Annotated in this window: 11 protein-coding genes; all 11 read right to left on the reverse strand. The window is 61.1% G+C overall.

Annotated elements, in window-relative coordinates; genetic code table 11:
- Nucleotides 1-235: 235 nt before the first annotated feature.
- On the reverse strand, nt 236-532 hold the full coding sequence (locus MKS85_RS23755) for a DUF2845 domain-containing protein (RefSeq protein WP_047229856.1): 297 nt from the start codon (nt 530-532) through the stop codon (nt 236-238).
- Between the two features lies 1 nt (nt 533).
- Entirely contained in the window at nt 534-3467 is a 2934-nt protein-coding gene (locus MKS85_RS23760; protein ID WP_310663141.1) for a DUF748 domain-containing protein, read from the reverse strand.
- A 119-nt stretch (nt 3468-3586) separates the two neighbouring features.
- Entirely contained in the window at nt 3587-4603 is a 1017-nt protein-coding gene (locus tag MKS85_RS23765; RefSeq protein WP_188252337.1) for a class I SAM-dependent rRNA methyltransferase, read from the reverse strand.
- 134 nt (nt 4604-4737) lie between these two features.
- Entirely contained in the window at nt 4738-6675 is a 1938-nt protein-coding gene (acs, locus tag MKS85_RS23770) for an acetate--CoA ligase (protein WP_047229853.1), read from the reverse strand.
- 205 nt (nt 6676-6880) lie between these two features.
- Complete coding sequence (gene pgi, locus MKS85_RS23775) at nt 6881-8545, reverse strand: glucose-6-phosphate isomerase (protein WP_047229852.1); 1665 nt, start codon at nt 8543-8545, stop codon at nt 6881-6883.
- Nucleotides 8546-8861: 316 nt separating this feature from the next.
- On the reverse strand, nt 8862-9242 hold the full coding sequence (gene panD / locus MKS85_RS23780; RefSeq protein ID WP_047229851.1) for an aspartate 1-decarboxylase: 381 nt from the start codon (nt 9240-9242) through the stop codon (nt 8862-8864).
- A 240-nt stretch (nt 9243-9482) separates the two neighbouring features.
- Nucleotides 9483-10343, reverse strand: a complete 861-nt coding sequence (gene panC, locus MKS85_RS23785; protein ID WP_047229850.1) for a pantoate--beta-alanine ligase — start codon at nt 10341-10343, stop codon at nt 9483-9485.
- A complete protein-coding gene (gene panB / locus MKS85_RS23790) occupies nt 10340-11140 on the reverse strand; it encodes a 3-methyl-2-oxobutanoate hydroxymethyltransferase (RefSeq protein WP_188252336.1) in 801 nt (266 codons plus the stop codon). The genes panC and panB overlap by 4 nt, the downstream gene beginning before the upstream one ends.
- A 402-nt stretch (nt 11141-11542) precedes the next feature.
- On the reverse strand, nt 11543-12028 hold the full coding sequence (gene folK / locus MKS85_RS23795; protein ID WP_173407392.1) for a 2-amino-4-hydroxy-6-hydroxymethyldihydropteridine diphosphokinase: 486 nt from the start codon (nt 12026-12028) through the stop codon (nt 11543-11545).
- Nucleotides 12029-12031: 3 nt separating this feature from the next.
- Nucleotides 12032-13429 carry a polynucleotide adenylyltransferase PcnB gene (locus tag MKS85_RS23800; protein WP_047229847.1) on the reverse strand — a complete coding sequence of 466 codons (1398 nt, stop codon included), beginning with the start codon at nt 13427-13429 and terminating at the stop codon, nt 12032-12034.
- A gap of 715 nt (nt 13430-14144) precedes the next feature.
- Nucleotides 14145-15575, reverse strand: a complete 1431-nt coding sequence (locus MKS85_RS23805) for a sigma-54 dependent transcriptional regulator (protein WP_047229846.1) — start codon at nt 15573-15575, stop codon at nt 14145-14147.
- Between the last annotated feature and the right edge of the window lie 20 nt (nt 15576-15595).

A 15595-nucleotide genomic window follows, 5' to 3' on the forward strand; every position in this document is an offset into this window, starting at 1 on the left:
GCCACACGGAAGTGGCCATTACAGGCCCCCGGCATTCGTGCCGGGGGCCTGTTCTATTGCGCAATGGAAAAGTATTCAGGGACCCATCTGGGAAATCGACTGGCCGATTTCGCGAGCAGGCTCGCTCCCACAGTGGACGAGCTTCTTCGGCAAGATGCGTTCGAATGTGGGAGGGAGCCTGCTCGCGATTGGCGGCGGCACATCCCACGCCATCTCAACTGAATGACAGAACCGCTCAGCGCCCCCGCTTGCTGGTGATTTGCACCAACCGATTCCCCTCGAAACGCAGGTACTGGTACATGCCACTGTTGGGGCCGTAGGTCCATTCTTCCACCGGGTATTCTTCCCGGCGATTGACGCTGCGTTTGTAGCCCAGGTCATCCCGCGCCGCGGGTTGCCCGCATTTTTGCAGGACTTCGCTGGAGCGGTCGCCGACGCTGATCAACTGGCTGCCACAGCGCAATGTATCGGCTGCCGACGTCTGGCCGCTGGCGAGCAGCAAGATCAGGCTAAGCCCGTACAGACGTTTCATCTTATTCGGCATCCAGATGCATGGGGGTGATCACGCGCCCGTCGCTTTCGGCCTGACCGAGGCTGGCGTCGATGAAATACACACGGTCATCGGCCAATTGCCCTTTGTCCACCAGGAAATCCTTGATGCTGCTGGCGCGCTCCTGTCCCAGCTGGCGCAACAGCACTTCGTTGCCACTCCAGAACGAGATCACGCCTTCGCGCAGTTTTTCCGTGCGCGCCTTTTTATCCAGTTGCGTCCATTCGACCGGTGGCTGGGTCTTGAGACGGGTGCGATAGATGCCTTCGAGCAGCGGTGCCTTTTCATCCTCGGGCACCTCCAGCAGCGAGGCCTTGGCAGGGACTTTGTCGCCTCTGCGCTGCAGCATCTTGTAGTAGTTGTACTGGTATTCGCGTTCCAGACGCTGGGCGGCGAGCAGCGGACCGTCGCTGCTTTGGGCGGCGGTGCCTTCGATCTCCAGGCGCAACTCCGGACGTTTACCGAGGGCTTCGGACAACTTGAGCAGCGTGCCTTCGTTGTCCGGGTTCAGTTCGCTTGAGCCCGGGGCGAATGACACGCTGCCCAAGTCTTGCGAGGCACCCCCGGCCACCAGCCCACCGATGAGTTTGAATGGCGCCTGGGCCGCCCGTACCACCAGGTTGCGCAGGGTTTGCCAGACAATTGGCATCACGCTGAATTGCGGATCATTGAGGTCGCCGGAAACCGGCAGCTCGATGGAAATCCTGCCTTCGGAGTCCTTCAGCAGCGCGACGGCCAGCTTGAGCGGCAGGCTCACGGCGTCCGGGCTGTCGACCTTTTCCCCCAGCTGCAGTTGCTCGACCACCACTTTGTTGTCGGCCAGCAACTTGCCTTTGGTGATCCGGTAGTGCAGGTCGAGGTTGAGTCGGCCCTTGCGGATGCGATAGCCGGCGAATTTGCCGGAATAGGGTGTCAGGGTCGTCAGTTCGACCCGTTTGAAACTGGTGGCGATGTCGAGGCTGGCCATCGGGTCGAAGGGGTTGAGCGCCCCTTTGATGGTGACAGGCGCGTAGCGGTCGACCTTGCCGTTGATGTCCACGGTGGCCGGCTTGGCCTGGCGGCTGTCGATGGTGCCGATTTGGCCGTTGAGCTGCTGGATGGCCGTGGCGAAGTTCGGCGTCAGGCTGAAGTCGGCGAAGTTGGCCGAGCCATCGTTGATGGCAATGCCGCCGACGTGGATGCCCAGCGGTTTCTCCTGGGATGCCGGTTTTGCCGGGCTGTTGTTCGTACCACTGTCGGCCGGTTGCGGGATCAGCAGGTCATCGACGTTGGTGGTGCGGTCTGGGTTGATCATGAATCGCGCGTAAGGCTGGTACAGGTTGACCTTGTCGATCGATAGGCTGTCGCCGTGCTGATAGTTGAGCCCTTCGAGCACCAACTGTTTCCACTTGATGAAGTCCCGGGTCCTGAGGGTATCGAGGGTGTGCAGTTGATCGACCTGGGCGCGACCGGTGACGGCGAATGCCAGTGGCTCGGTGCTCTTGAGGTCCACCGCCAGGTCGCTGCCGAGCATCCCGGAGCGCAGTTCCAGGCGAATGAACGGGTTGATGTAGGCCTGGGCGACCCGCAGGTCGATGTCCTGGGTCTTGACCTTGAGCCGGGCGGTGATCGGGTTCAGGTTGACCTCGCCGTCAGCCAGGATCTTGCCCTGTTTGCCTATCCCGGTATCCAGCTTGAGGGTAAAGGGTGAGCCGTTGAGGGTGTCGTAGTTCTGCAGGTCGAGGTTCAGCGGGCCCACGTCCAGGGCTACGGCAGGTTGCGCCTGACGGTCGGCCAGGTGCACCTGGTAATTGCGCAGTTGCACGTCCTTCAACAGCACCTGCCAGGGCTTGCTCGGTGCCTGGGGGGCAGGCTCGGGCGAATCGGCGGCTGCCGGGGCCGACGCCGGTTCGACCTTGACCTGCGGTTTGGCCGGCTGACTGGCGAAGAGTTTTTGCCAGTCCAGTTGCCCATCCGCCTCGCGCGCGGCCCAGGTTTCCAGCTTCTGGCTGCGGATCTTGCCGACGATGACTTGTTGCTTGGCCAGGTCGACGGTTGTATCACTCACATCCAGGCGTTCGAGCTTCGCCAATGGACGGCCATCCGGCGCCTTGATGGAGAAGGGGGCCACGCTGACGGCCACGTTGTTGAGCAGCAGTTCGGTGCCCTTGGCCAGGTTGAGCTTGTAGTCGGTACTCAGGTTCAGCACGCCGTTTTCCAGCACCAGCGGTACCGCGTCGCGTACGTAGGGCCACCAGACTTTCATCTGGCCGTCGGTGACTTTGATCTTGCCCTCGGAGGCGATCGGCGTGAGGCTGAAGTTGCCGGTCCAGTCGACCCGGCCGCCTTGAGGGCTGACGGCCACCAGGGTCATGTCGGCGTTGTCGTCGGGCAGTGTGCTGAGGTTCTTGAGCTCGAAATCAAGGGTGTCGTACAGAAACTCGATGGGCTCGCTGGGACGCAGGTCCTGAAAATGCAGGTAACCGCCGGCCAGTTTGATCCGGTCGATTCGCAGGGGAAACGGCTTGGCGTCGGGGTCGGCCGGGGTGGGTTCGCTGGCCGGCAGCTTGAACAGGCCCAACAGGTTCAACTGACCGTCCTTGGCGAACATGATCTCGGTCTTGGGCTTGTCCAGCTCGATATCGGTCAGGTGCAGGGCACCGGACCAGAGGCTGTCGAGCTGCAGGTTGGTGTACAGCCGCTCGAAGGCTATCTGCTCCTTGCCCGGTTCGCCGACATTCAGGCCCCAAAGCGTGACTTCGAGGCTGAAGGGATTGAGCTCGATACGCTGAATCTGGGCTGGCACCGTTGCATGGTCGGCCAGTTGTTGATTGGCGATCCGCAAGGCGACACCGGGTAATATCAGAAAACCCAGCAGGCTGTAGAGGGCCAGTACGGTCAACAGGGCGCCGAAAGCGCGAATCAATCCTTTGGGCATGTGCGGCTTCATCTGGTGTGAATTCGGAGTGCCTTGGAGTATGGCATGCGTTTACGGTTCCGAAGCCACTGTGATTTATCAGATTTGTCCGTTTTCGGCGTAGGAGTTGAACCGCTGGTTCAGAGCTGAAGGATCAACGTCTTGAGTGGTGGCTGCTGGTCCAGCGAGGGGAAATCGCTGCCGGGTGTCAGTATTTTCCATTCGCGCACCGGGCGGCCGGCCTTTTCCGCGCAGCGCAGCACCTGCTCGCGCCAGTCGTCCATGGAGACTTTTGCCAGGTTGTTGCAGCAGATCAGCACGCCATTTTCAGCGGTGGTGAGCAGCGCCGGCTTGAGCAGGCTCTGGTAATCGCGCAAGAGGTCGACAGTGCCGAACGCGCTCTTGGCCCAGGCGGGCGGGTCGAGCAGCACCAGGTCGTACTGGCGTTGCTCCAGGCGCACATAACCTGGCAGCTTCTGCCCGCGTCGCTGACTGATGGGCAGGCCGGCCAGTTGGCGGATGGCCGGGAAGTAATCCGATTGCACGAAATCCATGGGCGGCAGATCAGGGTTGAGCAAACCGTTCTCGCGCCCCACCGCCAGGTTGCCTTCGGCAAAGTCCAGGTTGCACACCTCGCGCGCGCCACCGGCCGCGGCGCTCAGGCCGACGCCGCAGGTGTAGGCGAACAGGTTCAGCACGCTTTTGTGACGGCTGTGTTCCTTGACCCAGCCCCGGGCGTTGCGCAGGTCGAGAAACAGCAATGGATCCTGCCCGGCATGGCGCCCGCGCACGCGGTAGTTCAGACCCCATTCATGGCCGACGAGGTCTTGCAGGGCGGTTTCGTCAGCCTGGTAAACGGTGTCCTGGCGGTCGACGCGCGAATTGCCCCGGGCGCGATCGTTGTAGACCAGCAGGGTGTCCAGGCCCAGGCACTCGTTGACGATACCGTGCAATTGCAGCAAGGCATCGCGTTCCAGTGACTGATGGAAACTTTGCACCAGCAATTGCGGGCCGTAGCGGTCGACCGTCAGGCCAGGGGCGCCTTCCTGGCTGCCATGGAACAAGCGATAGCAATCGGTGCCTTGCTGGTGCAATTGGCCGAGCAGGTCCTGACGCTGATCGAGGGCGGCGCGCAGCGCCTGATTCAAGGAAGACATGCCGGGCGCGCCTTAAGGAAATGAGGCGCGGGAGTTTAGCAGTTTCTGTGGCGAGGGGATTTGTGGGAGCAAGCTGTGCTCCCACAGTCCAGCGACGCAAGGACTCGATGCCTCAGGGGAACCGAGTCATTCGCTCAGCGATTAAGGCGCTTGTCGATCAGCCCCTCCACCACGCTTGGATCGGCCAGGGTCGAGGTATCACCGAGGCTGTCGAGCTCGTTGCAGGCAATCTTGCGCAGGATGCGCCGCATGATCTTGCCCGAGCGGGTCTTGGGCAGTGCCGGCGCCCACTGGATCAGTTCCGGTTTGGCGAAGCTGCCGATCTCCTTGCTGACGTGGTCCAGCAATTCCTTTTTCAACGCGTCGTTGGCCTCGATTCCGTCCATCGGCGTGACGAAAGCGTAGATGCCCTGGCCTTTGAGGTCGTGGGGGTAACCGACCACTGCCGCTTCGGCGATGTTGTCGTGCAGCACCAAGGCACTTTCTATTTCGGCAGTGCCGATGCGGTGACCGGAGACGTTGATCACATCGTCGATGCGCCCGGTGATCCAGTAATCGCCATCTTCGTCTCGACGGGCGCCGTCGCCGGTGAAGTAATAGCCGGGGTAGGGCTTGAAATAGGTGTCGACCATGCGGGAGTGGTCGCCATAAACGCTGCGAATCTGCCCCGGCCAGCTCGCCTTGATCGCCAGCACACCGCTGCCGGCGCCATGGATTTCCTTGCCGGTTTCATCCAGCAACACCGGTTGCACGCCAAACATCGGTCGGGTGGCGCAGCCCGGCTTGAGCCGCGGCGCACTCACCAGCGGGCTGAGCATGATGCCGCCGGTCTCGGTCTGCCACCAGGTGTCGACAATCGGGCAGCGCTGTTCGCCGACCACGTTGAAGTACCATTCCCACGCTTCCGGGTTGATCGGCTCACCGACGCTGCCGAGCAATCGCAGGCTTTTGCGCGACGTTTCCTGCAACGGTCCGGCACCTTCGCGCATCAGCGCTCGCAGGGCCGTCGGCGCGGTGTAGAAAATATTGACTTGATGTTTGTCGATCACCTGCCAGAAGCGCGAACTGCTGGGGTAGCTCGGTACGCCTTCGAAGATCAGCGTGGTGGCGCCGTTGGCCAGCGGGCCGTAGACGATGTAACTGTGACCGGTGACCCAACCGACGTCGGCGGTGCACCAGAACACTTCGTTGTCGCGGTAATCGAGCACGTACTTGAACGTCATCGCCGCTTGCAGCAGATAACCACCTGTGGTGTGCAGTACGCCCTTGGGCTTGCCGGTGCTGCCGGAGGTGTAGAGGATGAACAGCGGGTCCTCGGCGTCCATCGGTTCCGGCGGGCAATCGTCGCTCATGTCGTGCATGGCCTGGTGGTACCACAGGTCGCGGCCTTCGACCCAGGCCACTTCGCCCTGGGTGCGCTCGACCACCAGCACGGTGCTGACGTTCGGGCAACTTTCCAGGGCCTTATCGACGTTGCGTTTGAGCGGTATGAATCGTCCGCCGCGCACGCCTTCGTCGGCTGTGATCACGGTGCGGCAATCGGCGTCGAGAATCCGGTCGCGCAGCGAGTCCGGTGAAAAACCGCCGAACACCACCGAATGCACCGCGCCAATCCGTGTGCAGGCAAGCATGGCGTAGGCCGCTTCAGGGATCATCGGCATGTAGATGCAGACCCGATCGCCTTTCTTCACGCCGCGGCTTTTCAGCACGTTGGCCAGGCGGCAAACATGGTGATGAAGTTTTTTGTAGGTGATTTCTGCCGATTCGGCGGGGTTGTCGCCTTCCCAGATGATCGCCGTCTGGTCGCCACGTGTCTCCAGGTGGCGGTCGATGCAGTTGGCGCTGACGTTCAGCTTGCCCCCGGCGAACCAGGTGGCGTCGCCGATCTTGAGGTCATAGCGCTGGACGGTTTGCCAAGGCGTCATCCAGTCGAGAAAGCGCGTGGCCTGCTCGCCCCAGAAAGCGCTGGGATGTTCGATGGATTCTTTGTAGAGCCGCGTGTACTCGTCCTGACTCAGTTGCGCAGCCCGGCGGACGGCATCGGCTTGGGGGTACTGGCTGATATCGAACATGACGGTTCCTTATTCTTGTTTTTGCGACAAGTCATAAAGATGCGCCGAGTAGCCGGAGGGTTCAAGTCATGTACAAATCAACTGTGGGAGCGAGCCTGCTCGCGATGGCGCTGTGTCAGTCAACATCTGTGTCAACTGATCCACCGCCATCGCGAGCAGGCTCGCTCCCACAAAGGTAACGCGGGCCTTGATAACTACTTGAGGATCAGCCGCGATGACGCCCGCGGAAGTAGTTGATCAAGCCCTGGGTCGAAGGGTCTTCGGCCGCGCTTTCTTCGCTGCCCACCAGACGGTTGTAGACGCCCTTGCCCAATTCCTTGCCCAGCTCCACGCCCCATTGGTCGAACGCGTTGATACCCCAGACCACGCTTTGCACGAACACTTTATGTTCATACAGCGCTACCAATGCGCCAAGGCGACGTGGGCTGATGCGTTCGACCACCAAGGTGTTGCTCGGACGGTTGCCCGGGATCACCTTGTGGGAGGCCAGTTTCTGCACGTCTTCTTCGCTCGCACCTTTGTCACGCAGTTCCGCTTCGGCTTCGGCGCGGGTCTTGCCCAGCATCAGTGCCTGGCTCTGGGACAGGCAGTTGGCGTACAGCCACTGGTGGTGATCGGAAACCGGGTTGAAGCTGACGATCGGCACGATGAAGTCTGCCGGGATCAACTGGGTGCCCTGGTGCAGCAACTGGTGGTAGGCGTGCTGACCATTGCAACCGACGCCGCCCCAGATCACAGGACCTGTGTCGGTAGACACCGGAGTGCCGTCCTGGCGCACACTCTTGCCGTTGGATTCCATGTCCAGTTGCTGCAAGTGCTTGGTGATGTTGCGCAGGTAGTGGTCGTACGGCAGGATCGCGTGGCTTTGCGCGCCCCAGAAGTTGCCGTACCACACGCCCAGCAGCGCCAGCAGTACCGGCATGTTCTGTTCGAACGGCGCGCTCTGGAAATGCTGGTCCATGGAATAGGCGCCGGAGAGCAATTCCTTGAAGTTCGACATGCCGATGGCCAGGGCGATCGGCAAGCCGATGGCCGACCACAGCGAGTAGCGCCCGCCGACCCAATCCCACATCGGGAAGATGTTTTCTTCGCGGATGCCGAAGGCCACGGCGGCGGCGTTATTGCTCGATACGGCGATGAAGTGGCGGTACAGCTCGGCTTCGGAACCGCCCTGGGCCAGGTACCAGGCACGGGCAGCCTGGGCGTTCTTCAGGGTTTCGAGGGTGTTGAAGGATTTCGACGAGACGATGAACAGCGTGGTCTCGGCGCGCAACTTCATGGTCAGTTCATGGAACTCGCTGCCGTCGATGTTCGCCAGGTAGTGACAGCGCACGCCTTTTTGCGCGTAAGACAGCAGCGCTTCGGAGACCAGTTCCGGGCCGAGGAAAGAGCCACCGATGCCGATGTTCACCACGTCGGTAATCGGTTTCTCGGTGTAGCCGCGCCACAGGCCGTCATGGATGCGCCCCACCAGATCAGTGATCTGGTTCAACACCTTGTGTACGTCGGGCATGACGTCGGCGCCGTTCACCAGCAGTTTATCGCCCACAGGGCGGCGCAGCGCGGTATGCAGGGCCGGGCGGCTCTCGGAGGCATTGACGATTTCGCCTTCGAACAGCGCCTTGATCGCGCCCTTGAGGTCGACTTCATTGGCCAGGCACACCAGCAGGTCACGGGTCTGGGCGTTGATCAGGTTCTTTGAGTAGTCGAGAAACAGGCCGCAGCTCGACAGAGTGAATTGATTGAAACGCTGCGGATCGGCATGGAACGCTTCGCGCATGCTGAAATCCTGCATGGCTTTGCGGTGGTCATTCAGCGCTTGCCAAGCAGGCAGAGCGGTCACGTCGTGAGGGGTTCGGTAATACGCCATCGCTGCGGGTTTCCTTTTTACTTGAACGACCTTTTGTACACTAAAAATTCCGGCATGGCCTCTGGGGGCGTCCGGACAACTGCGTCGACACGATCTATGGGCACAGGGCGACTACAGTAAACCTCGCGTTGCGATCTGTCTTGGCTTTGTCAGACCGTTTCCCGGTACTTTTTTATACAACAGGGGCGGGATTGGTCCGACAGACGGAAGCGCGGCGATGTTCCCTGGCACAAAGTCCCTATTCTGGGGAATGCCCGCTGTGGGAGCAAAGCGTGCTCCCCAAGCTTGCACACCGAGGGAGCGGCACAGGGTTCGGTCAGGCGACCTGAACCGGGATGGCATTGCTGGTGTGGCTCAGTTCGTTGCCCGGGGCCATGTACAGCATGCGGGGCTTGAAGTTGGCCAGTTCGGCTTCGCTGTAATGGGCGTAGGCGCAGATGATCACCCGGTCACCCACCTTGGCCTTGTGCGCCGCAGCGCCGTTGACCGAAATCATTCGCGAGCCTTCTTCGCCACGGATTGCATAGGTGGTGAAGCGTTCACCGTTGTCGACGTTGTAGATCTGGATCTGTTCGTATTCGCGGATACCCGACAGGTCCAGCCACTCACCATCAATGGCGCAGGAGCCTTCGTAGTCGAGCACGGCGTGAGTGACTTCGGCGCGGTGCAGCTTGGCCTTGAGCATGATGGCGTGCATGAATGTTTCCTCTGGTCGGGTCCGAACGGCGGGCAGTTTGCCCGAAGGCTCTGGAGGCAGCAATACACAAGAGATGTGAGAATGCAGTCTGTAAAACACCGTCTATCCCTTGTGGAAGCGAAGGCTGTGGGAGCAAAGCTTGCTCGCGATGACGCCGTCAAATTCAACACATATGTCGACTTTTAGACTGCTATCGCGAGCAAGCCTGGCTCCCACAAGGCCCCCATTGGGCTAGGGTGTTCAGGCGAGTGCGTCGAGGTCCAGGTGCAGGTTATCGATCAACCGGGTGGTGCCCAGGAAAGCGGCAACCAGAATCACCAGATCACGATCCTCGGCCGTGGCCGGACGCAAGGTACGGGCGTGGCGGACTTCCAGATAATCAGGACGCAAGCCGGCAGTTTCCAGTTGCTTGACCTGCTCGGCCACCAGCACCGGGAAATCCCGCCGCCCCAGCCTGATCGCCTCGGCAATCTGGCTCAGGCTGCGATAGACCACGGGTGCCACCGCGCGTTGTTCAGGGCTGAGGAAGCCGTTGCGTGACGACAGCGCCAGGCCATCTTCGGCGCGAACGGTCGGCTCACCGATGATCTGAATCGGCATGTTCAGGTCATGGACCAGCGCGCGGATCACCGCCAGTTGCTGGAAGTCCTTCTGGCCGAACACCGCAAGGTCAGGCTGGACCATGTTGAACAGTTTGCTGACCACCGTTGCCACGCCCTCGAAATGCCCCGGACGGCTGGCGCCGCACAGGCCTTCGGACAGTTGCGGGACACTGACCCGGGTCTGTCCGGCCATGCCGTCGGGGTACATTTCTTCGACGGTTGGAGCGAACAGCAGATGGCAGCCGGCCTGGAGCAGTTTTTCCTGATCGGCAGCCAAAGTGCGCGGGTATTTGTCCAAGTCTTCGCCGGCACCGAATTGCAGCGGGTTGACGAAAATGCTCGCCACCACGAAGTCGGCCCGCTGCGCCGCTTTGGTGATCAGCGCCATATGGCCGCTGTGCAGGTTGCCCATGGTCGGCACGAAAGCAATGCGTTTGCCTTCGCTGCGGGCGCGGGCCACGGCGGCCCGCAGTTCGCGTACGGTTTTGACGGTGTTCATGCAGAAAATCCGTGCTCGACGCCAGGGAAGGTCGCCGCTTTGACTTCGGTAACGTAGGCGCCCAGGGCGGCCTGGATGGTCGCTTGCCCGGCCATGAAGTTCTTCACGAACTTGGGTACGCGACCGGTGATCGACAAGCCGAGCATGTCATGCAGCACCAGTACCTGGCCGTCGGTGGCGCTGCCGGCGCCGATGCCGATGACCGGGATCTTCACCGCCTGGGTGATTTCCTCCGCCAGTTCGCTGGGCACGCATTCGAGCAGCAACATCGCGGCACCCGCCTGCTCCAGCGCGATCGCATCGGCGCGCATCTGACGGGCCTGGTTTTCATTGCGGCCCTGAACCTTGTAGCCACCGAGGATGTTCACCGCTTGGGGCGTCAAGCCCAGGTGTGCGCACACCGGGATGCCGCGTTCGGCCAGCAGGCGAATGGAATCGGCCAGCCACAACGCGCCTTCTACTTTCACCATGTGGGCGCCGGCCTGCATCAGCATGGCGCTGTTGGTCATGGTTTGTTCGAGGGTGGCGTAGGCCATGAATGGCAGGTCGGCAAGGATCAGTGCATCGGTGTTACCGCGTTTGACGGCGGCCACGTGATAGGCCATCTCGGCGGTGGTCACCGGCAGCGTGCTGTCGTGACCTTGCAGCACCATGCCGAGGGAATCGCCCACCAGCAGCACTTCGACACCGGCCTCATTGCAGGCGTGGGCGAAAGTTGCGTCATAGCAGGTCAGCATGGTGATTTTTTCACCTTTTTGCTTGAGACCTTGCAGCGTGGTCAGGGTAATAGCTGGCATGAAAAAGTCCTCATTAGGCGCCAGGGGATGTTCTCAATCGGTTTCCCTGACTGAGAACACCTCCTTGAACTACTGCGAGTAACGCGCATGATTCGTCATTTATACAGGCGCACCCTCTATGCGTGGTGCTTGTAAGGCCTGGATTGCGCCCTTTAGCGCCGCGTTGGCGGCGACGGGACGCCTATAGTCGTGAGGAGTACCCGGGAAGTCAATTGGATGTGTTACCGCCGGGTGTTACCGGGGTTACTGATGCGTTTCAGCGTGGGGGAGAGTCTCGAAAGTGACTGTAGGGTCCGAATCTTGTGGGAGCGAGCCTGCACGCGGTTGCGGTGTGTCAGTCGACATTTGCATTGGCTGAATCACCGCTGTCGCGAGCAGGCTCGCTCCCACAGGCTATCTACGTCAGTTGGAGGGCAAGCGTTCCAGGCCGACAAACGGGCACGCTGCAAGCAGGTCCTTGAGCAGCCTTCCATCGGCCAGGCGCAGGTCGGCGGGTGCCAGTTCTGCGAGGGGATAGAGTACGAAGGCCCGGGCGTGCATGTGGTAGTGAGGGACTTTCAGGCGGGGCTCGTCGATCAGGCGATCGCCGAACAGGAGAATGTCCAGGTCCAGGGTGCGCGGACCCCAGCGCTCCAGGCGTTCGCGACCTTGCCCGGTTTCGATGGCTTGCAGCGCATCGAGCAGGTCCAGCGGCGCCAGGCGACTGTCCAGCGCCGCGACCGCATTGGTGTAGCGTGGCTGGCCGGGCAGCAGGGAGTCGCTCTGGTAGAACGCTGACACGCCCGCCAGTTGCGTGTCGGGCAGTTGCGCCAGCGCCTGGACAGCGCTGCGCAATTGTTCGGCGGGCTCGGCGAGGTTGCTGCCCATGCCGATGTAGATGCGCTCCATCGATTACTCGTCCGAAGCGCTCGGGACACCGGCACGTTTACGCTTGGCGCCGCTGCTGCGACGACGCTTGCGCGGGCCGCTGGCACCGTCGTCCTTACCACTGAGTTCGCGGATCATGTCGCGGCGCTCGCTGTCGTTGGCGTCCTGGTAGTCAGTCCACCATTCACCGAGGCCATCGGTTTGTTCGCCGGCGCTTTCACGCAGTAGCAGGAAGTCGTAGCCGGCCCGGAAACGCGGGTTGTCCAGCAGCAGGTCGGCACGTTTGCCGCTGCGCCGTGGCAGGCGTTCCTGCATGTCCCAGATTTCGCGGATCGGCATCGTGAAGCGTTTCGGAATCGCGATGCGCTGGCACTGTTCGCTGATCAGCTCGTGGGCGGCTTCCTGCATGGCAGGGATCGGCGGCATGCCGCGCTCCTGCAGGCGCAGCACCCGGGCCGGGAGGGCAGGCCAGAGCAGTGCGGCAAACAGGAAGGCCGGGGTCACCGGTTTGTTCTGCTTGATGCGCAGATCGGTGTTGATCAACGCTTCGCTGATCAGGGTGTGGGTGTAGGTCGGGTTGTGCTCCAGCGCTTCGGCGCTGGCCGGGAACAGCGGGTCGAACAGTTGCAGGTCCACCAGCATTTCAAAGGTGTCCGCCGCGTTGCCCGACAGGAACAACTTGAGCACTTCCTCGAACAGACGGGCCGACGGGATTTCCCGCAGCATCGGCGCCAATTCGCGGATCGGCGTGGCGCTGTGTTTTTCGATGCCGAAATCCAGCTTGGCGGCGAAACGCACGGCTCGCAGCATGCGCACCGGGTCTTCCTGGTAACGCTGCTTGGGGTCGCCGATCAGGCGGATCAGGCGATTGCGGATGTCGTGTACGCCATTGGCGTAGTCGAGGATGCGTTCGCTGACCGGGTCGTAATACAGGGCGTTGATGGTGAAGTCGCGGCGTTGCGCGTCTTCTTCCAGCGTGCCGTAGACGTTATCGCGCAGGATGCGCCCGCTCTCGTTGCGCGAAGACTGGCTACTGTCTTCTTCTTCATCGTTTTGCGGGTGGTTGGCGCGAAATGTCGCCACTTCGATGATTTCGCGGCCGAAGTGGATGTGGACCAGCTTGAAGCGCCGACCAATGATCCGTGCGTTGCGAAATTCGGCGCGGATCTGTTCCGGCGTGGCGCTGGTGGCGACGTCGAAATCCTTGGGCGTGATGTTGAGCAGCATGTCACGCACACATCCGCCCACCAGATAAGCCTGGTAGCCGGCGTTCTGCAGGCGTTCGACGATGTTCACCGCGTAACGGCTGAACTGGGCCTTTTGCAACGAATGCTGGCCACTGTTGAGCACTTCAGGCGTGCTGCGAATGTGTTGCGTACGACGCAAGGGAGAACGGAATGACTGGAACAGCTTCTTCAGCATGGGATGCACTGTTTGAAGGAATATTCGGCCAAAAACGAAGAGTGACCGCATGATGGGCGGGGATTCTAGCATTTAGTCGAGGGATGGTGTAGGACGGAGCAGTTTTGAGCTGCAAGCTTGAGCGACAAGCCTTGTAGGCTTTAAGGGAAGGGGAATGCCGGAAACCACAGGGGGAGCCGAAGCTCCCCCAGAATTAGTTGCGTGCTCTGTTTTTATTATTGATTTCGGGCTTCTTGTTTTTGTTGAGTGCCCGCGCCACGAGGTTTTCCCTGCGTGACACTCCCATTCGGGAGTCAAGAGCAAACGGATTGCTTTGGTCGCTGTGTTGCAGTGATCAATCGATCCAACCAGTTCAGGCACCTGTCTTGGGACAGTTTTATTGTTCTCGGCCTGGTTGTGGGGCAAGCCCCAAATACAACGCCTCTCCAAAAGAATCAGTTAGCTGCGCCTCTCGCCGTCTTGTTTTTATTGTGCGTGAGTCGATTCGTCTTATTTTTATTGTCGTTTACACGGTTTGTTATTGTTCTTGTACCAAAGCTATAGCAGGGTGCGTGCCAACTTTTGCGAACCCTAGCAAAGTCGGGGGGCTGGCGGGGTTGCTGGTTTTTTCGGGGCGAAAAAAAGCCGGGGTTTCGTTACCGTAAACCCCGGCTTCTGTTACGTGAAAAAGCTGAGGTAACAGTTTTTTCACATTGGGCGGTGTTACCCGCGCACCTCAGCTTTCGCTGGCGACCCCGGTCTTGCGGCGTGGGATACCCAGGCGCTGGCGGCGTTCCCACAGGCATTTGCGGCTAACCCCCAGCTTGCGCGCCAGTTCGGTCTCAGTCATGTGGTCCTGGTGTTCGAGGACGAAATGCTGGAAGTAATCTTCCAGGGACAAGTCTTCGGTAGGCTCGTGACTGGAGTTGTTGGCACCACCCTGTTGCGGGGCCAGGCCGATGAACTCGTCATCGTCCAGGTCACTGAGCTCGATGTCGATGCCTAGCAGGTCGGCCGAGATTTCCGGGCTCTCGCAGAGGATCACTGCTCGCTCTACCGCGTTTTCCAGCTCTCGAACGTTACCCGGCCAGGCGTAGTGACGGATGGCCTGCTCGGCATCCGGGGCGAACTTGAGATCGGTGCGGTTGACCCGCGCGCTCTGGCGGGCAAGGAAAGCATTGGCGATTTCGTTGACGTCGGCGCCACGCTCGCGCAGGGCCGGCAGCTTCAAGGCGATGACGTGCAAACGGTAATACAGGTCTTCACGGAACTGGCCGATCTTCGCCAGGCTCTTGAGATCGCGGTGCGTGGCCGCGATCAGGCGCACGTCGACTTTCTGCGACTGCACCGACCCGACCCGACGGATCTCGCCTTCCTGAAGCACCCGCAGCAAACGTGCCTGGGCTTCAAGGGGTAGTTCACCGATTTCATCGAGGAACAGCGTCCCGCCGTCCGCCGCTTCCACCAGCCCGGCGCGCCCGGCGCTGGCACCCGTGAACGCACCCTTTTCGTGACCGAACAGTTCGGACTCGATCAGGCTTTCCGGGATCGCCGCGCAGTTCACCGAAATCATCGGGGCCTTGGCCCGTCGGGACAGGTTATGCAGCGCACGGGCTACCAGCTCCTTGCCGGTGCCGGACTCGCCCTGGACCAGGACATTGGAGTCGGTGGGCGCCACTTTGCGGATCTTGCTGTACAAGTCCTGCATGGGCGGGCAGGAGCCGATGATGCCGATTTCGCCGTTATGGTTGCCGGCGCCACCTTTGGCGGAGGCTGTCGCCTTGCTCGCCGGTTCCGGCGCATGGCTGGCCGCCGTCTGTCGGTCGCGCAGGATGCGGGCCACGGCCTGGAGCATCTCGTCGTGGTCAAACGGCTTGGCGATGTAGTCCACCGCGCCCATTTTCATGGAGTCCACCGCCGAGCGCAGGCTGGCGTAACTGGTCATGATCAGCACCGGCGTGCCCTGGCCGAGCTTGATCAGTTCGGTGCCGGGGGCGCCAGGCAAGCGCAGGTCGCTGACGATCAGGTCAAACGTTGGAATGCTGAAACGTTCTTGTGCTTCCTGCACTGAACCGGCTTCGCTGACCTGGTACTGATTGCGTTCCAGCAGGCGGCGCAAGGCGGAGCGGATAATTGTTTCGTCTTCGACGATCAAAATGTGCGGCATTGATTCGATTCTCTCGACGG

This window comes from Pseudomonas sp. JL2, assembly GCF_031570495.1.
Taxonomy (GTDB): Bacteria; Pseudomonadota; Gammaproteobacteria; order Pseudomonadales; family Pseudomonadaceae; genus Aquipseudomonas; species Aquipseudomonas rhizophila.